A 16,226-nucleotide genomic window follows, 5' to 3' on the forward strand; every position below is an offset into this window, starting at 1 on the left:
GCTCCGAACGACACGTATATGGAGGACTCCCGCCGTGCCTATCGCAACTCCCGAGGTCTATGCCGAGATGCTTGGTCGGGCCAAGGAGCATTCCTTTGCCTTCCCCGCCATCAACTGTGTCGGCTCCGAATCCATCAACGCAGCCATCAAGGGCTTCGCGGACGCCGGCAGTGACGGCATCATCCAGTTCTCGACGGGCGGCGCCGAGTTCGGTTCCGGTTTGGGCGTCAAGGACATGGTCACCGGCGCTGTTGCGCTCGCCGAGTTCGCACACGTGATCGCGGCAAAGTACGACGTCACCATCGCGCTGCACACCGATCACTGCCCGAAGGACAAGCTGGACACCTACGTGCGTCCGCTGCTCGCGATCTCGCAGGAGCGCGTCGACGCCGGTCGCAACCCGCTGTTCCAGTCGCACATGTGGGACGGCTCGGCTATCCCGATCGACGAGAACCTGGCCATCGCCAAGGAACTGCTCGCCCTCTCGAAGGCTGCACGCATCATCCTCGAGGTCGAGATCGGTGTCGTCGGCGGCGAAGAAGACGGCGTCGAAGCCGAGATCAACGACAAGCTCTACACCTCGAGCGAAGACTTCGAGAAGACGGTCGATGCTCTGGGCATCGGCGAACAGGGCAAGTACCTCCTTGCCGCCACCTTCGGCAACGTCCACGGCGTCTACAAGCCGGGCAACGTCAAGCTCAAGCCCGAGGTTCTCGAAGAGGGCCAGAAGGTCGCCGCCGCCAAGCTCGGCCTGGCTTCCGGTTCGCAGCCCTTCGACTTCGTCTTCCACGGTGGATCGGGATCGTTGAAGTCGGAGATCGAGGACTCGCTGAACTTCGGCGTCGTCAAGATGAACGTCGACACCGACACCCAGTACGCGTTCTCCCGTCCGATCGCCGGACACTTCTTCACCAACTACGACGGCGTCCTCAAGGTCGACGGCGAGGTCGGAAACAAGAAGGCATACGACCCGCGCAGCTACCTCAAGAAGGCCGAAGCCGGCATGACGGCTCGCGTCGTCGAGGCGTGCAACGACCTGAAGTCGGCCGGACGCTCGGTGTCGGCAGGCTGATCGGTTTCACAACTGCGCTTCACAGAACAAAATGCGCGCCGGCGAAATTCTCGCCGGCGAAATTCTCGCCGGCGCGCATTTTCTGTTCAGGTACCTACTTGCTGGGATCGCAGACCTTCCACGTGCCGTCCTGGCGCTCGAGGTCGAACGTGCGCCACGACTGCTCGCCCGTGCTCGGCAAACTCGCCTGGACCTGAGCGATCGCGGTGTCGTCGGTGATGCGCACCGCGTCGACGGCTCCGACCTGCGGGATCGTCTTCTGAGCGACGGCATTGTCGTGGACCTGAGCGAACGCTGCGTCGGGAATGGTGCGGTAGTACTCGCCCAACGCCCCACAGGTCGACGTTCGCAGCGTTGCCAGATCGCCGGTCTGCAGAGCGTCGACATACGTCGAGATGGCGGTCTGGACCTGAGCTTCGGGTGAGCTTTCACCGCTACCGCTGTTGGACGAGACGAATACGGCGACGCCGATCGCCGCGAGGACGGCGACGCCGGCCGCTGCTGCCGCGATGTACCAGCCCTTGCCGCTGCGCTTGGTCTTCTCCGGCGCGGCGGGCTCGATGCGAGTCGGCATCGGCTGAGCCGGCGGTGGGGTCGCTGCGACACCCACACGTTGAGGCGCGGCGCGCTGCGGTGGTTGAGGCGCGGCGCGCTGCGGTGGTTGAGGCGCGGCGCGCTGCGGTGGTGGTGGGGTCGGAGCCTGCCGGGGTGGTGGTGTCGGCTGCGTGGCTTTCGGAATCGCGACGGTGGCAGGCTCCGGCTTGGGCCGGGGTGTCGGTGCTGCTGTGGTTGCCTGAGTTGCCTTGGGGATCGCGACGGTTGGTGCGCTGGCAGTTTTGGCGTCGCCGTCCGCTTTCGAGGCCTTGTCTGTCTTCTGGATCGCCACAGTCGCAGGTTCGGTCGGGGCCGACTTCTCGGGCGCACCCTTCGGTGCTGCGCTCTTTTTCGAGTTGTCGTCTTTCGAGTCCGGCACGGGTAACCCTTCGGTCTTATGCAGCAATGACCATGTCAGGGTAACGACCGGTATGTAGCCTGCATAACTCCGACCGTCGGCGAGGCGGTCCTGTGGCAGAAAGGCGTAGCGGGCACAATGAGCGCATGACCCAATTCGGTGACCTGCTCGGACCCAAGCCCACTCTGCTTCCCGGCGACGACGACGCGGAATCGGCACTGCTCAACCACGCTGAACCGGCCCAGGTAGCGGCCGACCACCCCACTGCCTCCATTGCGTGGGCCTACCTGGCCGAGGCTGCCCTGGACAAGGGCGAAACCATCACGGCCTACGCCTACGCGCGTACCGGATACCACCGCGGACTCGACCAACTGCGTCGCAACGGTTGGAAGGGTTTCGGTCCCGTGCCCTACAGCCATGAACCGAACCGTGGTTTCCTGCGTTGCGTCGCAGTCCTGGCCAAGGCCGCGAAGACGATCGGTGAAGCCGACGAGTACGCGCGTTGCCTCGATCTGCTCGAAGACTGCGATCCCAACGCCGCCGAAGCGCTTGGCCTCGGTTAGCAGTTTCCGTCCGAGCCGGGCCGGCATCAAGGACCGGGCTCGCAAATCGGTGCGTCGGCTTCAGACGTCGGCGCTACCGATCATTCAATGTGCCTTGGCGGCCGGATTGGCGTGGTGGGTTGCCACCACGGTGATCGGGCACCACGCGCCGTTCTTCGCGCCGATTGCCGCTGTGGTCTCGCTCGGTCTGTCGTTGGGTGCACGACTACGACGCTCGTTCGAGTTGGTTGCGGGAGTCACGGTCGGTATCGGAATCGGTGATCTGATCATCTCCGGTATCGGGAGCGGACCGTGGCAGATCAGTTTGGTTGTCGTGCTGGCGATGTCCGTCGCGGTGCTTCTCAACAGCGGGCCGATCTTCTCCATGCAGGCGGGAAACTCGGCTGTGCTGGTGGCGACGCTGATCCCGCCGGGCGGCAGCGGCGGTCCCGATCGCATGATCGATGCCCTTGTCGGTGGTCTGGTGGGTATCGCGGTGGTCGCGATCATCCCCACCCACCCGGTACGACGCGCGCGCAAGGATGCTGCATCGATCCTCGGAACAGCTTCCGAGGTACTGCAATTGGTGGCAGACGGCCTCGTCGCGAATGACCCGGACCCGATCGTCAAGGCACTGCAGAAGGCGCGCGCAACTCAGGGTGCCATCGACGGGTTGCGCAGTAACCTTCTCGGCGGTCGCGAGATCAGCCGAATCTCCCCGCTGTACTGGAACAGTCGGCCTCGCCTCGAAAGGCTCATGGCGACAGCCGATCCCATCGACAACGCGATGCGCAACATTCGAGTGCTCGCGCGTCGTTCGTTGACGTTGGTCAGGGACGACGAGATCCTCGATCCGCGTCTGGTGGCTCAGGTCGAGCGCTTGTCGAAAGCCGTCGAAGTTCTCAAGGACATGATCCTGGCGGAGCCGGGGGAGCAGCCTGATCAGGCCGAAGCAGCGCGCGTCCTGCGCTCGGTCGCGAAGGAACTGAAACCGGCGATAGTGGAGAACGCGGGCTTGTCCTCGACGGTGGTGTTCGCCCAGATTCGATCGCTGGTCGTCGACCTGTTGCAGGTCGCGGGCATGAAGCGAATCTCGTCGATCGCCACTCTGCCGCCCACCGTGCCTCATCCCGCCTACGAGCCGGATCACTGACCTCTGCCGTTTCCCGCTCACTGAGCAACTCATTGTATGTATGCGAATGTATGCATATGCTCTGAGAAGGACTTGGGAGGGAACAGGACAAATGGGAGCAGGGCACGGTCATTCACATGGCCACTCGGCAGCAGATTCGGTCGGCGTAGGACCGTCACCGCAACGCATCAGAAAAATGGCGATCGCGCTTGCGATCCTCGTTGCGTTCCTCGTACTCGAGGCCACGGTCGGTATCCTGATCAACTCGTTGGCTCTGCTTGCCGACGCCGGTCACATGCTCACAGACGTGGTGGGTATGGCCATGGGACTGACGGCGCTGCTGCTCGCGAAGAGGGGCAGCACCACCGCGGCCAGGACCTTCGGTTGGCACCGCGCCGAAGTGCTGACCGCCATGGCCAATGCGGTGATGCTGCTGGCCGTCGCCGCCTGGGTCTTCTACGAGGCAATCGGCCGCATCGGTAACGAACCCGAGATCCCGGGCGGCGCCCTGATCATCACGGCGGCTGCCGGATTGGCCGCGAACATCGTCGTGATGCTGATGCTGCGCGGCGATTCCAAGGACAGCCTGGCCGTGCGTGGCGCCTACCTCGAGGTGCTTGCCGACGCCGTCGGTAGCGTCGGCGTTCTGATCGCCGGTGGCCTTGTCCTGCTGTTCAACTGGACGTGGGCAGACGTCGTCGTCGGTGTTCTCATCTCGCTGTGGGTGGTGCCGCGTGCGATCAAACTGGCCGCAGCATCGCTGCGCATTCTGACGCAGGCTTCGCCGGCCGACGTCGACGTCGAAGCGGTCGAGGCCGACCTGGCGGCGCTGCCGAGCGTGATGGGTGTTCACGACCTACACGTCTGGACGCTCACCACCGGCATGGATGTCGCGACAGTCCACCTGACCAGTGACGCGAATTCGTCGAACGTTCTGGAATCCGCGCGCACCGTCCTCGAGAGTCACGGTCTTTCCCACGCCACCGTTCAGGTGGAATCGTGTGCCAACGGCGAGCACTGCGAGAAGAACGTCACTTGGTGAAGCGGGTGATCTCCTTGCCCGGCTTCCAGAGATCGACATACATGTGTTCGTCGTCGACGGTCGTGTGCACCACCTCGTCGATGTCGAGGACAAAGAGGTGCAGAGGCTTCGGAACTTCGTAGGTGTAGCTTGCGAGCACGGCTTCGAACTCGTCGCCGGTCACCTCGCGTGCGAGTCCGGCGATCTTCGCGTCACCGCCCTCCATGGTGTGCTCGCCGGGATTGCTGTGGAGGGCGTAGCGCCCGTCACGGATGAGATCCTTCGCCTTGAGTGCGCCGAACATCGAACCGAGCACCAGACGCCCGTCGAGGATTTCGACTTCGGTGCCGCTGACCCGTGGTGAGCCGTCCTTGCGCAGCGTTGCGAGGACGTGATGCGTGTGGGCTTTGAACCGCGCTAGGACCGCGTCGGCAAGAGCGGGTACTTCTTCGGAGAACTGCTTCCAGGTGACCATGACGGTCATTGTGCACCCCTATTCCTGACAACTTCTGTCAGTGATTCTCGGTAATGTTCGGTCCATGAGATCCGCGCGGTTACTCCAACTCATGCTGCGTTTGCAGGGGAGTCGCGGCGTCGTCGCCGAGCAGTTGGCCGACGAGTTCGGTGTGTCAGTGCGGACGATCTACCGCGACGTGGCCTCGTTGTCGGCTGCCGGTGTGCCGATCTGGACCGAGAGCGGCCCCGGTGGTGGCATCCGTCTGCTCGACGGTTGGCAATCCAAGTTGTCCGGCATGACGGACGACGAGACGTCCGCACTCATGCTGTTGGGTGTGCCGTCCATCGCTGCAGATCTCGGACGATCAGACGCCGTCGGTTCGGCGGGGGCCAAACTGCTCCGCTCCCTGCCCGGTCCGCTGCGCGAGAGCGCACGGTTGTGGCAGGACCGCATTCTCGTGGACGTTCCGGGTTGGTTCGGCGGCGTCGACGACATCTCTGCGCTTCCGATCGTCACATCCGCTGTGCTGGACTCGCGTCGACTGCGCTTCGCCTATCGCGATCGCGAGCGGACGGTCGATCCGCTGGGTCTGGTCATCAAAGCCGGTGTTTGGTATCTGGTGGCGGGGATGAACGGTCGAACGCTGTCGTTTCGAGTCGGGCGCATCAAAAATGCCGTGGTAGAAGATGATTCGTTCACTCGGCCGGTGGATTTCGACCTGCCGTCGTGGTGGGCGGCGTCGATGGCCGAGTTCGACCGGTCGCTGCTTCGCTTCGAGTGTCGCGTGCGATTGACACCAGAGGGCAGGCGCCGGCTCCCCGATGTGGTGGGCGAGCTTGCCGCTGCAGTCGAAGTGGGGCCAGAGGACAACGACGGATGGGTCAGTGCCGAGCTGAAACTCGAGAGCGAAGCTGTCGCGCTCTCGCAGCTGATCGGGCTGGGAGCCGACGTCGAGGTGCTCGAACCCTCGTCTTTGCGTGACGGGATACGCACCGTGGCGGAGCAGATGGTGCTCCGCCACGGGCACGACAGCTAAGCCGTCGCAGAACGCTTTGCGAGCATGCGGGTGATACCCAGTTGAGCGGCGACGATAACGGCGCCAACCACCAGGCCCAGTGCTGCCGAGGCAAGTGTGTTGACGATCCACGCCAGCACGCCACCGACTCCGGCGATGTCACTGACTGCTTCTTCGCCGTGATGAACGGCGTCGTAGAGCGGGTGGAAGCCCAGTTCGTCGATGCCGACCAACAGGATGTGGCCACCGACCCACAACATCGCGGCGGTTCCCACGACCGAGAGCACTGACATCACGTGAGGCATGCCGCGAACGAGGCCTCGGCCGACCTTGTGGGTGAAGCCAGACGACGTCTCGGCGATCTTCAATCCGATGTCGTCCATCTTCACGATCAGTCCGACGACGCCGTAGACGACCACGGTGATGACGACCGCCACGACGGCAAGGATCACCAATCGGCTCCAGAAGCCTTCGCCTGCGATGGTGTTGAGTGCGATCACCATGATCTCGGCGGACAGGATCAGGTCGGTGCGGACGGCGCCCGAAACCACTGCTTCTTCGTCGCGAGGATGCTCGTCAGCGGCCTCGTGGTGGTCACCGTGGCCGAAGATTGCACCCCAGATCTTGTGAACCGCTTCGTAGCTGAGGTAACAGCCGCCGACCATCAACAGTGGCGTCAGCAGCCAGGGGAGGAACTGACTCAGCAGCAGAGCGATCGGAAGGATGATCAGCAGCTTGTTGCGCAACGATCCGATGGCGATGCGCTTGATGATGGGCAACTCGCGTTCGGCTGCGAGCCCACGGACGTACTGCGGCGTGACGGCTGCGTCGTCGATGACCACGCCGGCCGCTTTGGCGGTCGCCTTACCGGTTGCGGCGGCAACGTCGTCGATCGAGGCGGCAGCCATGCGAGCCAGGGCTGCGACGTCGTCGAGCAGGGCGAAGAGTCCGCCGGCCATCACAGACCTCCAGTGGAATCAGTGGAAAAAGGTGGCCGGACCGAACCGGTGACGCAGTTACTTGATCGCACGAGGTCTCTATCCATGATCGTCGTAGGTGAGGTCAGGTCACCTGGAACGATACCGGGGGCATCCGTCAGGGACGACCTCGCGAGGTCGGTTGCCCTTCGTCACGAAAGGTCTTCCCGACCCGGTGCCCGCGTGTAAGACTGCACAGAAGATCGATCGAAACGGGGCACTATGCGTGAACCAGACACTGCACAGGTCGCCAAGACTTTCGACGCAATGGCGGCGCACTACGACCGACAGATCGGGCGCTTCGAACGCTTTGTGCTCGGTGACGCCCGGAAATGGGCCGTGGACCAGGCGCATGGCCGCGTGGTCGAGATCGCCGTGGGTACCGGACTGAACCTGCCTCTCTACGGAGACGACGTCGATTACGTCATCGGCGTGGACATCTCGACTGCGATGCTCGATCAGGCCAGGCTCAAGGTCTCCGAGGGAGTGAAGACCGAAGTCGACCTACGACTCGGAGACGTGCAAGCACTCGATGTTCCCGACGAGTGCGTGGACACGTTGGTCTCGACCTACGCCTTTTGCACGATCCCCGATCCGGACCGAGTTGCGAACGAAGCATTTCGAGTCCTGGTACCCGGTGGTCGATTCGTCCTCGCCGAGCACGGACCGAGCAAGAACGTTGTTGCTCGAACGTTGATGAAGGTCGTCGAACCGCTTTTTGTTCGGTTCGGTGCCGATCATCTCACCCGTGAACCGGTTGAATACCTCGAAAACGCCGGTTTCCTGATCGACGAGGTGCAGCGCAGCGGCCGGGGCGGAATCGTGTTTCGGGTCGTTGCGCGCAAGCCGGATCCCGAATGGACGGCACTCGGTCACTGATGTCGGAATGCCGTCCATCGGGGATTGCTCAGCCCAGGCGCTCCAGGATGGTCGCGTTGGCCAACCCACCTGCCTCACACATGGTCTGGAGTCCGTAGCGCGCGCCGCGCTGCTCCATCGCGTTGACCAGGGTGGTCATGATCCGCGTTCCGCTGCCGCCCAGTGGGTGGCCGAGCGCGATGGCGCCGCCGTGGACGTTGACCTTGGACAGGTCGACGCCGGTGTCCGCTGCCCACGAGAGGACGACGGGGGCAAAGGCCTCGTTGACCTCGAACAGATCTATGTCCGAGACCGTCAATCCCGCACGGGCCAGGACCTTCTGCGTAGCCGGGATGACCGCGGTGAGCATGTAGAGCGGATCGTCGCCGGCAACTGCGAAGCTGTGCAATCGTGCCTTCGGGGTGAGGCCGAGTTTCGCGGCGATCTCACTGGTCGTGATCATCACCGCCGAACTGCCGTCCGAAAGCGGGCTGCTGTTGCCCGCGGTGATGGACCAGTCGATCTGTGGGAATCGCTGTGCGTAGTAGTCGGATTCGAAGGCGGTCCGTAGGCCGGCCAGGGTCTCGACCGTGGTGCCGGGGCGGATGGCCTCGTCGACCGACAGCTGCGGGAGCGTGGCGAGTTCCTTGGTGAAGTAACCACTCTCGGTTGCCAGCGCGGCTTTCCGATGGCTCGACGCCGAGAACTCGTCGAGTTGGGTGCGGCTCAGTCCCCACTTGGCAGCGATCAATTCGGCGCTGATGCCCTGCGGTACCAGACCGTCCGGATAGCGCTCTTCGAAACCCACGCCGAGTGATTCGCGCCCGATGCTGCTCGAGCCCATAGGGACTCGGCTCATCGACTCGACTCCGGCAGCGACAACGATGTCGTACGCACCGGCAATGACGCCCTGAGCGGCAAAATGAACTGCTTGTTGGCTACTTCCACACTGTCGGTCGACGGTGGTTCCCGGTACCGACTCAGGGTAGCCTGCGGCGAGAAGGGCAGTGCGAGTGACATTCTGGCTCTGTTCACCGACTTGGCTTACCGCTCCACCGATGACGTCGTCGATCAATGCTGCATCGATTCCAGTGCGTTCGACTACCGCCTTGAGGCTGTGGGCGAGGAGGTCGACGGCGTTGATGCCGTGCAGGGCGCCGTTCGCCTTTCCCTTGCCGATCGGAGTGCGAACGGCTTCGACGATAACTGCGTCTCTCATGACAAATTCCTTTCAGGGATGGCGGATTCAACAGGGACAACCGGGGTGGGTGTGGTCGCAGGCGTCATTTCCAGTGATGCCAGGGCAGACACAAGCGCGACGGCAAAGATCACCCACCAGGCCTGGCGGAAGGTGTCGTAGTCGACAGCAGAGCCGAGAACCGCGATCAGAACGCTCACGCCGAGAACGGTTCCGATCTGTCGGCTCATGCTGACGATTGCGCTACCGGTGGCCGATCTGGCAGGTGCCAGATCCGCCGTGGCCTGCGACAGAATGGTCGGCAGGGCAAGACCGACACCGATCCCGGCGATGATCCAGCCTGGTAGGAGTCCGGTCGCGTAGTTGGGCGTCGTATCAACCGAGACGAGAACGAGTACGGTTCCGACTGCCCACAGAAGGCTGCCGAGTGCGGCGACGCGTCCCGCCGAGTACCTGCGCGTCAGCGATCCGCCGGCGATGGCGAACAGCGGAACGAGAAGCGGACCCGGTGAGACGGCGAAACCGGTTCGCAGAGCGGAGTATCCCCAGGCTTCCTGGAGCCACAGGATGTTCGAGAGAAGACCCGCGGCGAATGCTGCGCTGAACAGGATGGCGGTGACGTTGGACCAGGCAAACGAGCGGATCTTCAGAAGATCCGGAGCAATCAACGGAGTCCGGTGACGAGAGTTGCTCCACCAGAACGAGAGTAGTGTCACGGCGGCCACGGCGAAGGCGATCAGAACGCGATTGTCGGTCCATCCCCAGTCCGGACCCTGGACGAGTGCCAGGGCGAGAGAGCCGATTCCGACGGTGAGGAGGGCAGCGCCGACGAAGTCGATACCGGCATCGGGGTCCTTGTGTGTTGTATCCGGTACGAGTCGGACTGCGAAGTAGAGCAACACGATGCCCACTGGAACATTGATCAGGAAGACCCAGCGCCACGAGGCCTCTACGAGGATGCCGCCCACGACAGGGCCGAATGCAGCTGCTGCAGCGCCGGCGGCTGCCCAGATGCGAACGCCGGATTGACGTTTCGCGACGGGAAGCGCATTGATCAGAAGCCCGAGGCTGGCCGGGGTGAGCGCTGCGGCGCCGACTGCCTGGACGATACGGAAGGCCACCAGTGCCCACAAGGACGGGCTGAAGGCACAGGCGGCGCTGGCGAGGGTGAACAATGCGAGGCCGGCGATGAAGGCGCGCTTGTGCCCGATCCTGTCCGCCCAGCGTCCGAGGGGTATCAACAGTGCGGCGTAGACGATCGCGTAGCTGTTGAGGATCCAACTGAACTCGCCGAGCGAGTGACCCGGGTAGCTCTTGGCGATGTCGCCGAAGGCCACGTTGACCACAAAAAGATCGAGGCCGGCGACAAACGGCGCCCCCGACAGTATCGCGAGCAGGGGTCCGATCCGCACCGGCTGGCTATGAAGTTCCATAGTCAGCAATCTAGACTCTGGCTATGGTTATGGCAAGCCAGGGGGTATGGTGAATTGCATGGACGCTGTACGACTGACCGGAGTGCTCGAAGATCGCGACGCCTGGCGGGCCACGCACTGTTCGATCGGGCGGGCCATGGAAGTGGTCGGCACTCGATCCGCGATGCTCATTCTGCGAGAGGCCTATTACGGCACAACGCGTTTCGACGACTTCGCGTCGCGAGTCGGCATCACCGAGGCGGTTGCGTCGGCGAGGCTGAAAGAACTCACTGAGGCGGGACTGTTCGAGCGTGTGCCGTACAAGGAGCCTGGAAAGCGGACGCGGCACGAGTATGTGCTCACCGAGAAGGGCCGTGACCTGCTGCCGGCGGTTCTCGCGCTGATGCAGTGGGGCGACAAGTATCTGCACGGCGGAAAAGGTGGACCGTTGGAGGTGGCCGACGACGCTACTGGTGAGCGCGTTCGCGTTGAGGTGCGCAGTGAGTCGGGTCGTGAAGTGCCTTTGGGGGAGTTGCGAGTCTCTGTCAACGAATCGCGTCGGCGGTTGCGCGAATAGCGATGCATCTCAACAGCTCTCGAGTGTAGGTCTTCTTGAAGTTGTCCGGTTTGTCTCTGGCTATCGAAAGTATGTTCGATTAAACTTTGAGCATGGACAGTCGGGATGCGTGGCAGTTGGATGGTGAGGGCCTCAAGGGTGAGGTTCTGGATCTGGTGCGTGTCCGGCACGAGTTGCAGTCGCGGATGGTGTTGCTGATCGTGGAGATGTTTTCCCGTGAGGTTCTCGGCGGGAAGGGTTTTCGGGCGATCGCGCAGTGGTTGCATGGTTCGACGAATTTGAAGATCGGTGAGTGCAGTCTGCTGGTCGGGTTGGCGCGGTTGTTGATGCTCGAACCCGTGGTGGGCGATGCGTTTCACCGCGGTGACGTGGATGCGTTGAAAGCCCGTCAGGTGGCGTCGTTTTGTCAGCATCCGCCGAAGAACATGACGCCGGCGGATGTGGACAAGGCTCGCGGGATTTTGTTGTCGTTGGCGTCGAAGAACATTGCGGATTGTGATGCGGTGCGGGCGGCGATCCGGCGGATCGAGAAGCAGTACGGCAAGCGTGAGGACGGCGTTCCGGTCGGCGAGGATTCGGAGCGTAACGAGTTCTATGCCTCGAAAGGTTTGTACGGGCGGGTGTCGGTGAAGGGTGACTTGGATGCTGTGAACGGGGCACGGTTGATCACGTTGTTGTCGAGTCTGTCGGCGCCGACGCCGGAGAAAGACGGCGTCAAAGACACCCGCACTCCGGCGCTACGGCGGGCGGACGGCTTTTGCGAGTTGTTGCGGCGGTATGAGCGGGCGGGGTTGGGTCCGATCGAGGGCGGGGTGAAACCGCACATCACGGTGACCGCGTCCGCGAAAGACATGACGGACCTCAAGGCGTTGAAGGACCTCTTGCCGTCCACGGAGGAGTTGGGGTTCGCGTGGACGGATTGGGTGGGCCCGATCAGTATCGACACGGCCCGGATGTTGGCGTGCGACTGCACGGTCACCCGGATCTTGTTGGACGAGAGTGGTGTTCCGCTCGACTGCGGTAAGGAAGCGCGAACGGCGACGGTGCCGCAGCGGCGGGCTCTTGCGGTTCGTGATGGTGGGTGTGCGTTTCCGGGGTGCGGGACTCCGTCGGGGTGGTGCGATGCCCATCATATTGTTCACTGGAGTGATGGTGGCCCAACGGATCTCGACAATCTGATTCTGTTGTGCGGTCATCACCATCGGACGCTGCACCACACGGAGTGGCGGGTGGAGATCGGACCGGATCGGAAATCGGTGTTCTATCCACCGATGTCGATCGATCCGTATCAACAGCCGATCGGCGGGAACAGCCCACCCACAGCGGCGTGAACCGCGACAACTGAAGACGTGAGCACCGGGGCACCTCTACGCCCCGGTGCTCGAGCTCGCGTTTGGGAGTTTTGTGGCAAGGCGTCAGCTCAGTGATTTCTTGAACCCGACATGGGAGGCCACAAATCCGAGTCGCTCGTAGAAGTCGTGAGCTTCCTTGCGAGTTTGATCCGAAGTGAGCTGCGCCAGGAACGCGCCGCGCCGGGCACCTTCTTCGCAGGCCCATCGGATCATCGAACTGCCGATGCCTTTACTTCGGTAGTCCTCGTGGACGCGAACTGCTTCGATCTGCAGTCGCGTGGCACCCATCCGGCTCATACCCGGAATGAAGGTCAATTGCATTGTGCCGATTACCGCGTCGCCGACCAGAACGGTGACGAGAAGTTGAGCCGGATCCTCGTCGATTCGCTTGAACGCGTCCTCGTAGATCGTTCGGGCTTCGGGGTTGGTCGTCTCCCGGGTGCTGCCGATCGGGTCGTCGGCGAGCAAGTCGATCAGTGCCTCCACGTGTCGAATCTCGGCCCGCGTGAGGGTGTACTCCACTCCGCCGGACTGAAATGACGTCGCAATCATCGATGCTCCCCTGAAGAAGAATGAATGTCTGAAATGTCAGACTCTCACGAGTCTCCTCCAGCGCACTCGATCACGTCCAAAAACGCATGAGGGCGTTACCGAGCATGGCGTAGTAGTCGGACACACCGCTCAATTCGAAGATCCAGTAGATCGCGTCGAAGAAGACGACATTGATCTGTGGGACGAACAGGAGCGCAACCAGCAGGAGCAGTCCGTACGGCTTGAACTGGTCGAGTTGGTGCCGTGTGTTGGGTGCGAGGTAGGGCTCCAGTGCGTTGTAACCGTCCAGACCCGGGACTGGGAGCAGGTTCAAAACTGTTGCCATGACCTGCAAGAAGGCCAGGAAACTGAGGCCTGCCCAGAACGTCAGATGCTCGGCCGATGAGCCGTACGTACGTATGACGACAAGGAGGATCACGGCGGCGACGGCATTCGTGAACGGACCGGCGAGCGATATTCGGGCCTGCACCTTGGGCGGGAACATCCCGGTGCGCAGGTACACGGCGCCGCCGGGAAGCCCGATGCCGCCCAATGCGATGAACAGCACCGGCAGACCGATCGAGAGCATCGGATGGCTGTACTTGAGCGGGTTGAGCGTCAGGTAGCCACGAGCCTCGACGTCGGTGTCTCCATGACGCCACGCCAGATAGGCATGCGCGAATTCGTGCAAGCAGAGCGTGACCACCCAGCCGGCAACCACGAGGACAAAAACACCCGCGCGGCCCGCGATGGAACCCCACGTCGAGTTCCAAGCGACGATTCCGGCGATGACAGTGATCGCAACGACGCCGAGGAAGACAGGGCTCGGCCGAACCGCCGACCGTGCTGCTCCGGTTCTCACCTGACCAACAACCAAGTCTTGTCGTGCCGGTAGAAGGTCGAACGCTTCAGATCGCGTGGGTTGGCCACCCCGTCGCGTACCAGTCGCGCTGCCGGCGAGCCCAGTTGAATGGCTCGGCCTTCCAGCCAGCGTCGCCCGCTCCAGCGGCTCTTGCGGTCGACTGATGCCTTGATCCCGGGGAGCTTCGGGCTCGGCACTATCCGGATGCCGGGGACTGTGCCGGAGAACAGCTTGTTGTCGTCGACGTAGGCCTCGCCGATCAGTTCGTCTGCATCCGCCGGACCCGTGACAGTTGCTGCGCCTACCAGCGCGATTCCAGCGTCGTCGCGAATGAGCGGCACGGTGTGGACTGTGCCTTTCAAGGCCGTGCGCGCAGCTCGTGCACCGGTCGCGAGTTTGTACGCGTCGGTTGCGTCGGACCTGTTCTCGGTGACGTAGGCGAGTTCGACGTTGAGTCGCTCCAATCGCATCAACCGCGTCAATGCCGCGGCAAACGCGCCGTCGTTACCCACGACGATCAAGCGAGGCTCCGTCACGACCTGCAGTTGGGACAGTGCCTCGTCGAAGTCTTGCTTCTCCGGAAGTTCAGGGACAGTGAACGACGTGAGTTCACCCAGGGGGAGTGGAACCGGCGAATCGCCACATTTGAGCACCACAGGGGTCAAAGCCACTCCTAGCTCGATCAAGACTTCTTCTCGGGTAGTGGGACCTCGCCACCCTTCCCCGAAATGGCCGTCCGAATCACTGCCGACGATCTTAGTGCGAGTGTCTGTGTCGACTCGCAATCGTGATGGTCACCGGCCAAATTCTGGACCGTCAGGTCTGGTCTGGTGCTCTGGGCTAGACTGCTCCTTCGGTCACTGCAACAGTTCGGCGCTGCATCATGTGCGCGGAAGCCAGGCAGTACCAATGCGGCGGGACAACTGCTGCACGTCGACCGTAGGAGACAACGTCATGCCGGCAATCGTCCTGATCGGCGCCCAGTGGGGCGACGAAGGTAAGGGCAAAGCTACAGATCTACTGGGCGAGCAGCTTCAGTGGGTCGTGCGATACCAGGGCGGTAACAACGCCGGACACACCGTGGTTCTGCCGAACGGTGACAAGTTCGCACTGCACCTCATCCCGTCCGGAATCCTCACCCCCGCCGTCAACAACGTCATCGGTAACGGTGTCGTCGTCGACCCGGGTGTGTTGTTGACCGAATTGGCAGGCCTGGAAGAGCGCGGCGTGGACACGTCCCGCCTGCTGCTTTCTGCTGATGCGCACCTGATCATGCCGTACCACGTGGCCATCGACAAGGTCACCGAACGCTTCCTGGGAGCGAAGAAGATCGGCACGACCGGCCGCGGTATCGGCCCGTGCTACCAGGACAAGATCGCCCGTGTCGGTGTTCGTGCCGCGGACGTCCTTGACGAGAAGATCCTGACCCAGAAGGTCGAAGCAGCACTCGAATTCAAGAACCAGGTGCTGGTCAAGATCTACAACCGCAAGGCACTCGACCCGCAGCAGGTCGTCGAAGAAGTACTGACGCAGGCCGAGGGTTTCAAGCACCGCATCTCGGACACGCGCCTGGAACTCAACCTCGCCCTCGAGCGCGGCGAGACCGTTCTGCTCGAAGGTTCGCAGGGCACTCTGCTGGACGTCGACCACGGCACGTACCCGTACGTGACCTCGTCCAACCCCACTTCGGGTGGTGCGGCGGTCGGTTCGGGAATCGGTCCCACCAAGATCACCACAGTGCTCGGCATCCTGAAGGCGTACACGACGCGTGTCGGTTCCGGTCCGTTCCCGACGGAGCTGTTCGACGATCATGGCGCATACCTGGCGAAGCAGGGCGGCGAGGTCGGTGTCACCACCGGACGCGCTCGTCGTACGGGATGGTTCGACGCTGTCATCGCGCGTTACGCGACGCGCGTCAACGGCATCACCGACTACTTCCTCACCAAGCTGGACGTGCTGAGCAGCCTCGACACCGTGCCGATCTGTGTCGCGTACGAGGTGGACGGTGTCCGCCACGACGAAATGCCGATGTCACAGAGCGACATTCACCACGCCAAGCCCATCTACGAAGAGATGCCCGGCTGGTGGGAAGACATCTCGGAGGCTCGCACCTTCGAGGAACTGCCGCAGAATGCGCAGAACTACGTGCTTAGGCTCGAAGAGCTTTCGGGTGCGTTCATCTCCTGCATCGGTGTCGGCCCCGGCCGCGACGAGACGATCGTCCGGCGCGAGATCGTCCGCTAGTTCGTTCCCTCGAAATCCCCGCTC

Annotated in this window: 17 protein-coding genes; 9 read left to right on the forward strand and 8 right to left on the reverse strand. The window is 62.8% G+C overall.

Annotated elements, in window-relative coordinates; genetic code table 11:
• Positions 1–34 precede the first annotated feature (34 nt).
• On the forward strand, positions 35–1,072 hold the full coding sequence (gene fbaA, locus A0W34_RS07005) for a class II fructose-bisphosphate aldolase (protein ID WP_007726777.1): 1,038 nt from the start codon (positions 35–37) through the stop codon (positions 1,070–1,072).
• A 94-nt stretch (positions 1,073–1,166) separates the two neighbouring features.
• Here the strand turns inward: fbaA and A0W34_RS07010 are convergent, their stop codons facing one another.
• A complete protein-coding gene (locus tag A0W34_RS07010) occupies positions 1,167–2,045 on the reverse strand; it encodes an Rv0361 family membrane protein (protein WP_081557525.1) in 879 nt (292 codons plus the stop codon).
• Positions 2,046–2,170: 125 nt separating this feature from the next.
• Here A0W34_RS07010 and A0W34_RS07015 point away from each other — a divergent pair, with 125 nt between their 5' ends.
• The 3 genes from A0W34_RS07015 (at position 2,171) to A0W34_RS07025 (ending at position 4,740) form a co-directional block, all read left to right on the forward strand.
• A complete protein-coding gene (locus A0W34_RS07015; protein WP_007726781.1) occupies positions 2,171–2,587 on the forward strand; it encodes a DUF3151 domain-containing protein in 417 nt (138 codons plus the stop codon).
• Complete coding sequence (locus A0W34_RS07020; RefSeq protein ID WP_019749453.1) at positions 2,574–3,719, forward strand: FUSC family protein; 1,146 nt, start codon at positions 2,574–2,576, stop codon at positions 3,717–3,719. The genes A0W34_RS07015 and A0W34_RS07020 overlap by 14 nt, the downstream gene beginning before the upstream one ends.
• Before the next feature lie 91 nt (positions 3,720–3,810).
• Positions 3,811–4,740, forward strand: a complete 930-nt coding sequence (locus tag A0W34_RS07025) for a cation diffusion facilitator family transporter (protein ID WP_007726784.1) — start codon at positions 3,811–3,813, stop codon at positions 4,738–4,740.
• On the opposite strand, the gene A0W34_RS07030 is transcribed toward A0W34_RS07025, so the two are convergent.
• Positions 4,730–5,194: a pyridoxamine 5'-phosphate oxidase family protein gene (locus A0W34_RS07030; RefSeq protein ID WP_198035705.1), complete on the reverse strand. Its 465-nt coding sequence runs from the start codon at positions 5,192–5,194 to the stop codon at positions 4,730–4,732. The genes A0W34_RS07025 and A0W34_RS07030 overlap by 11 nt on opposite strands.
• Before the next feature lie 64 nt (positions 5,195–5,258).
• Here A0W34_RS07030 and A0W34_RS07035 point away from each other — a divergent pair, with 64 nt between their 5' ends.
• The gene (locus tag A0W34_RS07035; protein ID WP_064074653.1) at positions 5,259–6,212 is read left to right on the forward strand and encodes a helix-turn-helix transcriptional regulator; all 954 of its coding nucleotides are present in this window, start codon (positions 5,259–5,261) and stop codon (positions 6,210–6,212) included.
• Here the strand turns inward: A0W34_RS07035 and A0W34_RS07040 are convergent.
• Positions 6,209–7,150: a DUF808 domain-containing protein gene (locus A0W34_RS07040; protein ID WP_007726787.1), complete on the reverse strand. Its 942-nt coding sequence runs from the start codon at positions 7,148–7,150 to the stop codon at positions 6,209–6,211. The two genes, A0W34_RS07035 and A0W34_RS07040, sit on opposite strands and share 4 nt — an antisense overlap.
• A gap of 240 nt (positions 7,151–7,390) precedes the next feature.
• On the opposite strand from A0W34_RS07040, the gene A0W34_RS07045 reads away from it, so the two are divergent.
• Positions 7,391–8,047, forward strand: coding sequence for a class I SAM-dependent methyltransferase (locus A0W34_RS07045; protein WP_042452162.1), 657 nt, complete (start codon positions 7,391–7,393; stop codon positions 8,045–8,047).
• Positions 8,048–8,075: 28 nt separating this feature from the next.
• Here the strand turns inward: A0W34_RS07045 and A0W34_RS07050 are convergent, their stop codons facing one another.
• A complete protein-coding gene (locus A0W34_RS07050; RefSeq protein WP_042452159.1) occupies positions 8,076–9,245 on the reverse strand; it encodes a thiolase family protein in 1,170 nt (389 codons plus the stop codon).
• The gene (locus A0W34_RS07055; protein ID WP_081557527.1) at positions 9,242–10,657 is read right to left on the reverse strand and encodes an MFS transporter; all 1,416 of its coding nucleotides are present in this window, start codon (positions 10,655–10,657) and stop codon (positions 9,242–9,244) included. Before A0W34_RS07055 ends, A0W34_RS07050 begins: the two co-directional genes overlap by 4 nt.
• 58 nt (positions 10,658–10,715) lie before the next feature.
• Here A0W34_RS07055 and A0W34_RS07060 point away from each other — a divergent pair, with 58 nt between their 5' ends.
• Both A0W34_RS07060 and A0W34_RS07065 read left to right on the forward strand, forming a co-directional pair.
• A complete protein-coding gene (locus tag A0W34_RS07060) occupies positions 10,716–11,213 on the forward strand; it encodes a winged helix-turn-helix transcriptional regulator (protein ID WP_003944415.1) in 498 nt (165 codons plus the stop codon).
• 92 nt (positions 11,214–11,305) lie between these two features.
• Positions 11,306–12,544: an HNH endonuclease signature motif containing protein gene (locus A0W34_RS07065; protein ID WP_081557528.1), complete on the forward strand. Its 1,239-nt coding sequence runs from the start codon at positions 11,306–11,308 to the stop codon at positions 12,542–12,544.
• Between the two features lie 84 nt (positions 12,545–12,628).
• On the opposite strand, the gene A0W34_RS07070 is transcribed toward A0W34_RS07065, so the two are convergent.
• The 3 genes from A0W34_RS07070 to A0W34_RS07080 all read right to left on the reverse strand — a co-directional run bounded on the left by A0W34_RS07070 (position 12,629) and on the right by A0W34_RS07080 (position 14,629).
• The gene (locus A0W34_RS07070; RefSeq protein WP_007726792.1) at positions 12,629–13,117 is read right to left on the reverse strand and encodes a GNAT family N-acetyltransferase; all 489 of its coding nucleotides are present in this window, start codon (positions 13,115–13,117) and stop codon (positions 12,629–12,631) included.
• Between the two features lie 70 nt (positions 13,118–13,187).
• Positions 13,188–13,958 (reverse strand): site-2 protease family protein, encoded by a 771-nt coding sequence (locus A0W34_RS07075; RefSeq protein WP_003944319.1) that lies wholly within the window; start codon positions 13,956–13,958, stop codon positions 13,188–13,190.
• Entirely contained in the window at positions 13,955–14,629 is a 675-nt protein-coding gene (locus A0W34_RS07080; protein WP_080961056.1) for a hypothetical protein, read from the reverse strand. The genes A0W34_RS07075 and A0W34_RS07080 overlap by 4 nt, the downstream gene beginning before the upstream one ends.
• Positions 14,630–14,912: 283 nt before the next feature.
• Between A0W34_RS07080 and A0W34_RS07085 the strand changes: the two genes are divergently transcribed.
• Positions 14,913–16,202 (forward strand): adenylosuccinate synthase, encoded by a 1,290-nt coding sequence (locus tag A0W34_RS07085; RefSeq protein WP_003944351.1) that lies wholly within the window; start codon positions 14,913–14,915, stop codon positions 16,200–16,202.
• Positions 16,203–16,226: the final 24 nt, after the last annotated feature.

Origin of the sequence: Rhodococcus sp. BH4, from assembly GCF_002079265.1 — a bacterium.
GTDB classification, from domain to species: Bacteria; Actinomycetota; Actinomycetes; order Mycobacteriales; family Mycobacteriaceae; genus Rhodococcus_F; species Rhodococcus_F qingshengii.

What these genes read in the sequence shown, in the direction of transcription:
- A0W34_RS07015 (WP_007726781.1), top strand. Translation starts at nt 2,171, where the DNA reads ATGACCCAATTCGGTGACCTGCTCGGACCCAAGCCCACTCTGCTTCCC.
- A0W34_RS07055 (WP_081557527.1), bottom strand. Translation starts at nt 10,657, where the DNA reads ATGGAACTTCATAGCCAGCCGGTGCGGATCGGACCCCTGCTCGCGATA.
- A0W34_RS07085 (WP_003944351.1), top strand. Translation starts at nt 14,913, where the DNA reads ATGCCGGCAATCGTCCTGATCGGCGCCCAGTGGGGCGACGAAGGTAAG.
- A0W34_RS07065 (WP_081557528.1), top strand. Translation starts at nt 11,306, where the DNA reads ATGGACAGTCGGGATGCGTGGCAGTTGGATGGTGAGGGCCTCAAGGGT.
- A0W34_RS07050 (WP_042452159.1), bottom strand. Translation starts at nt 9,245, where the DNA reads ATGAGAGACGCAGTTATCGTCGAAGCCGTTCGCACTCCGATCGGCAAG.
- A0W34_RS07070 (WP_007726792.1), bottom strand. Translation starts at nt 13,117, where the DNA reads ATGATTGCGACGTCATTTCAGTCCGGCGGAGTGGAGTACACCCTCACG.
- A0W34_RS07035 (WP_064074653.1), top strand. Translation starts at nt 5,259, where the DNA reads ATGAGATCCGCGCGGTTACTCCAACTCATGCTGCGTTTGCAGGGGAGT.
- A0W34_RS07030 (WP_198035705.1), bottom strand. Translation starts at nt 5,194, where the DNA reads ATGGTCACCTGGAAGCAGTTCTCCGAAGAAGTACCCGCTCTTGCCGAC.
- A0W34_RS07060 (WP_003944415.1), top strand. Translation starts at nt 10,716, where the DNA reads ATGGACGCTGTACGACTGACCGGAGTGCTCGAAGATCGCGACGCCTGG.
- A0W34_RS07040 (WP_007726787.1), bottom strand. Translation starts at nt 7,150, where the DNA reads ATGGCCGGCGGACTCTTCGCCCTGCTCGACGACGTCGCAGCCCTGGCT.
- A0W34_RS07045 (WP_042452162.1), top strand. Translation starts at nt 7,391, where the DNA reads ATGCGTGAACCAGACACTGCACAGGTCGCCAAGACTTTCGACGCAATG.
- A0W34_RS07025 (WP_007726784.1), top strand. Translation starts at nt 3,811, where the DNA reads ATGGGAGCAGGGCACGGTCATTCACATGGCCACTCGGCAGCAGATTCG.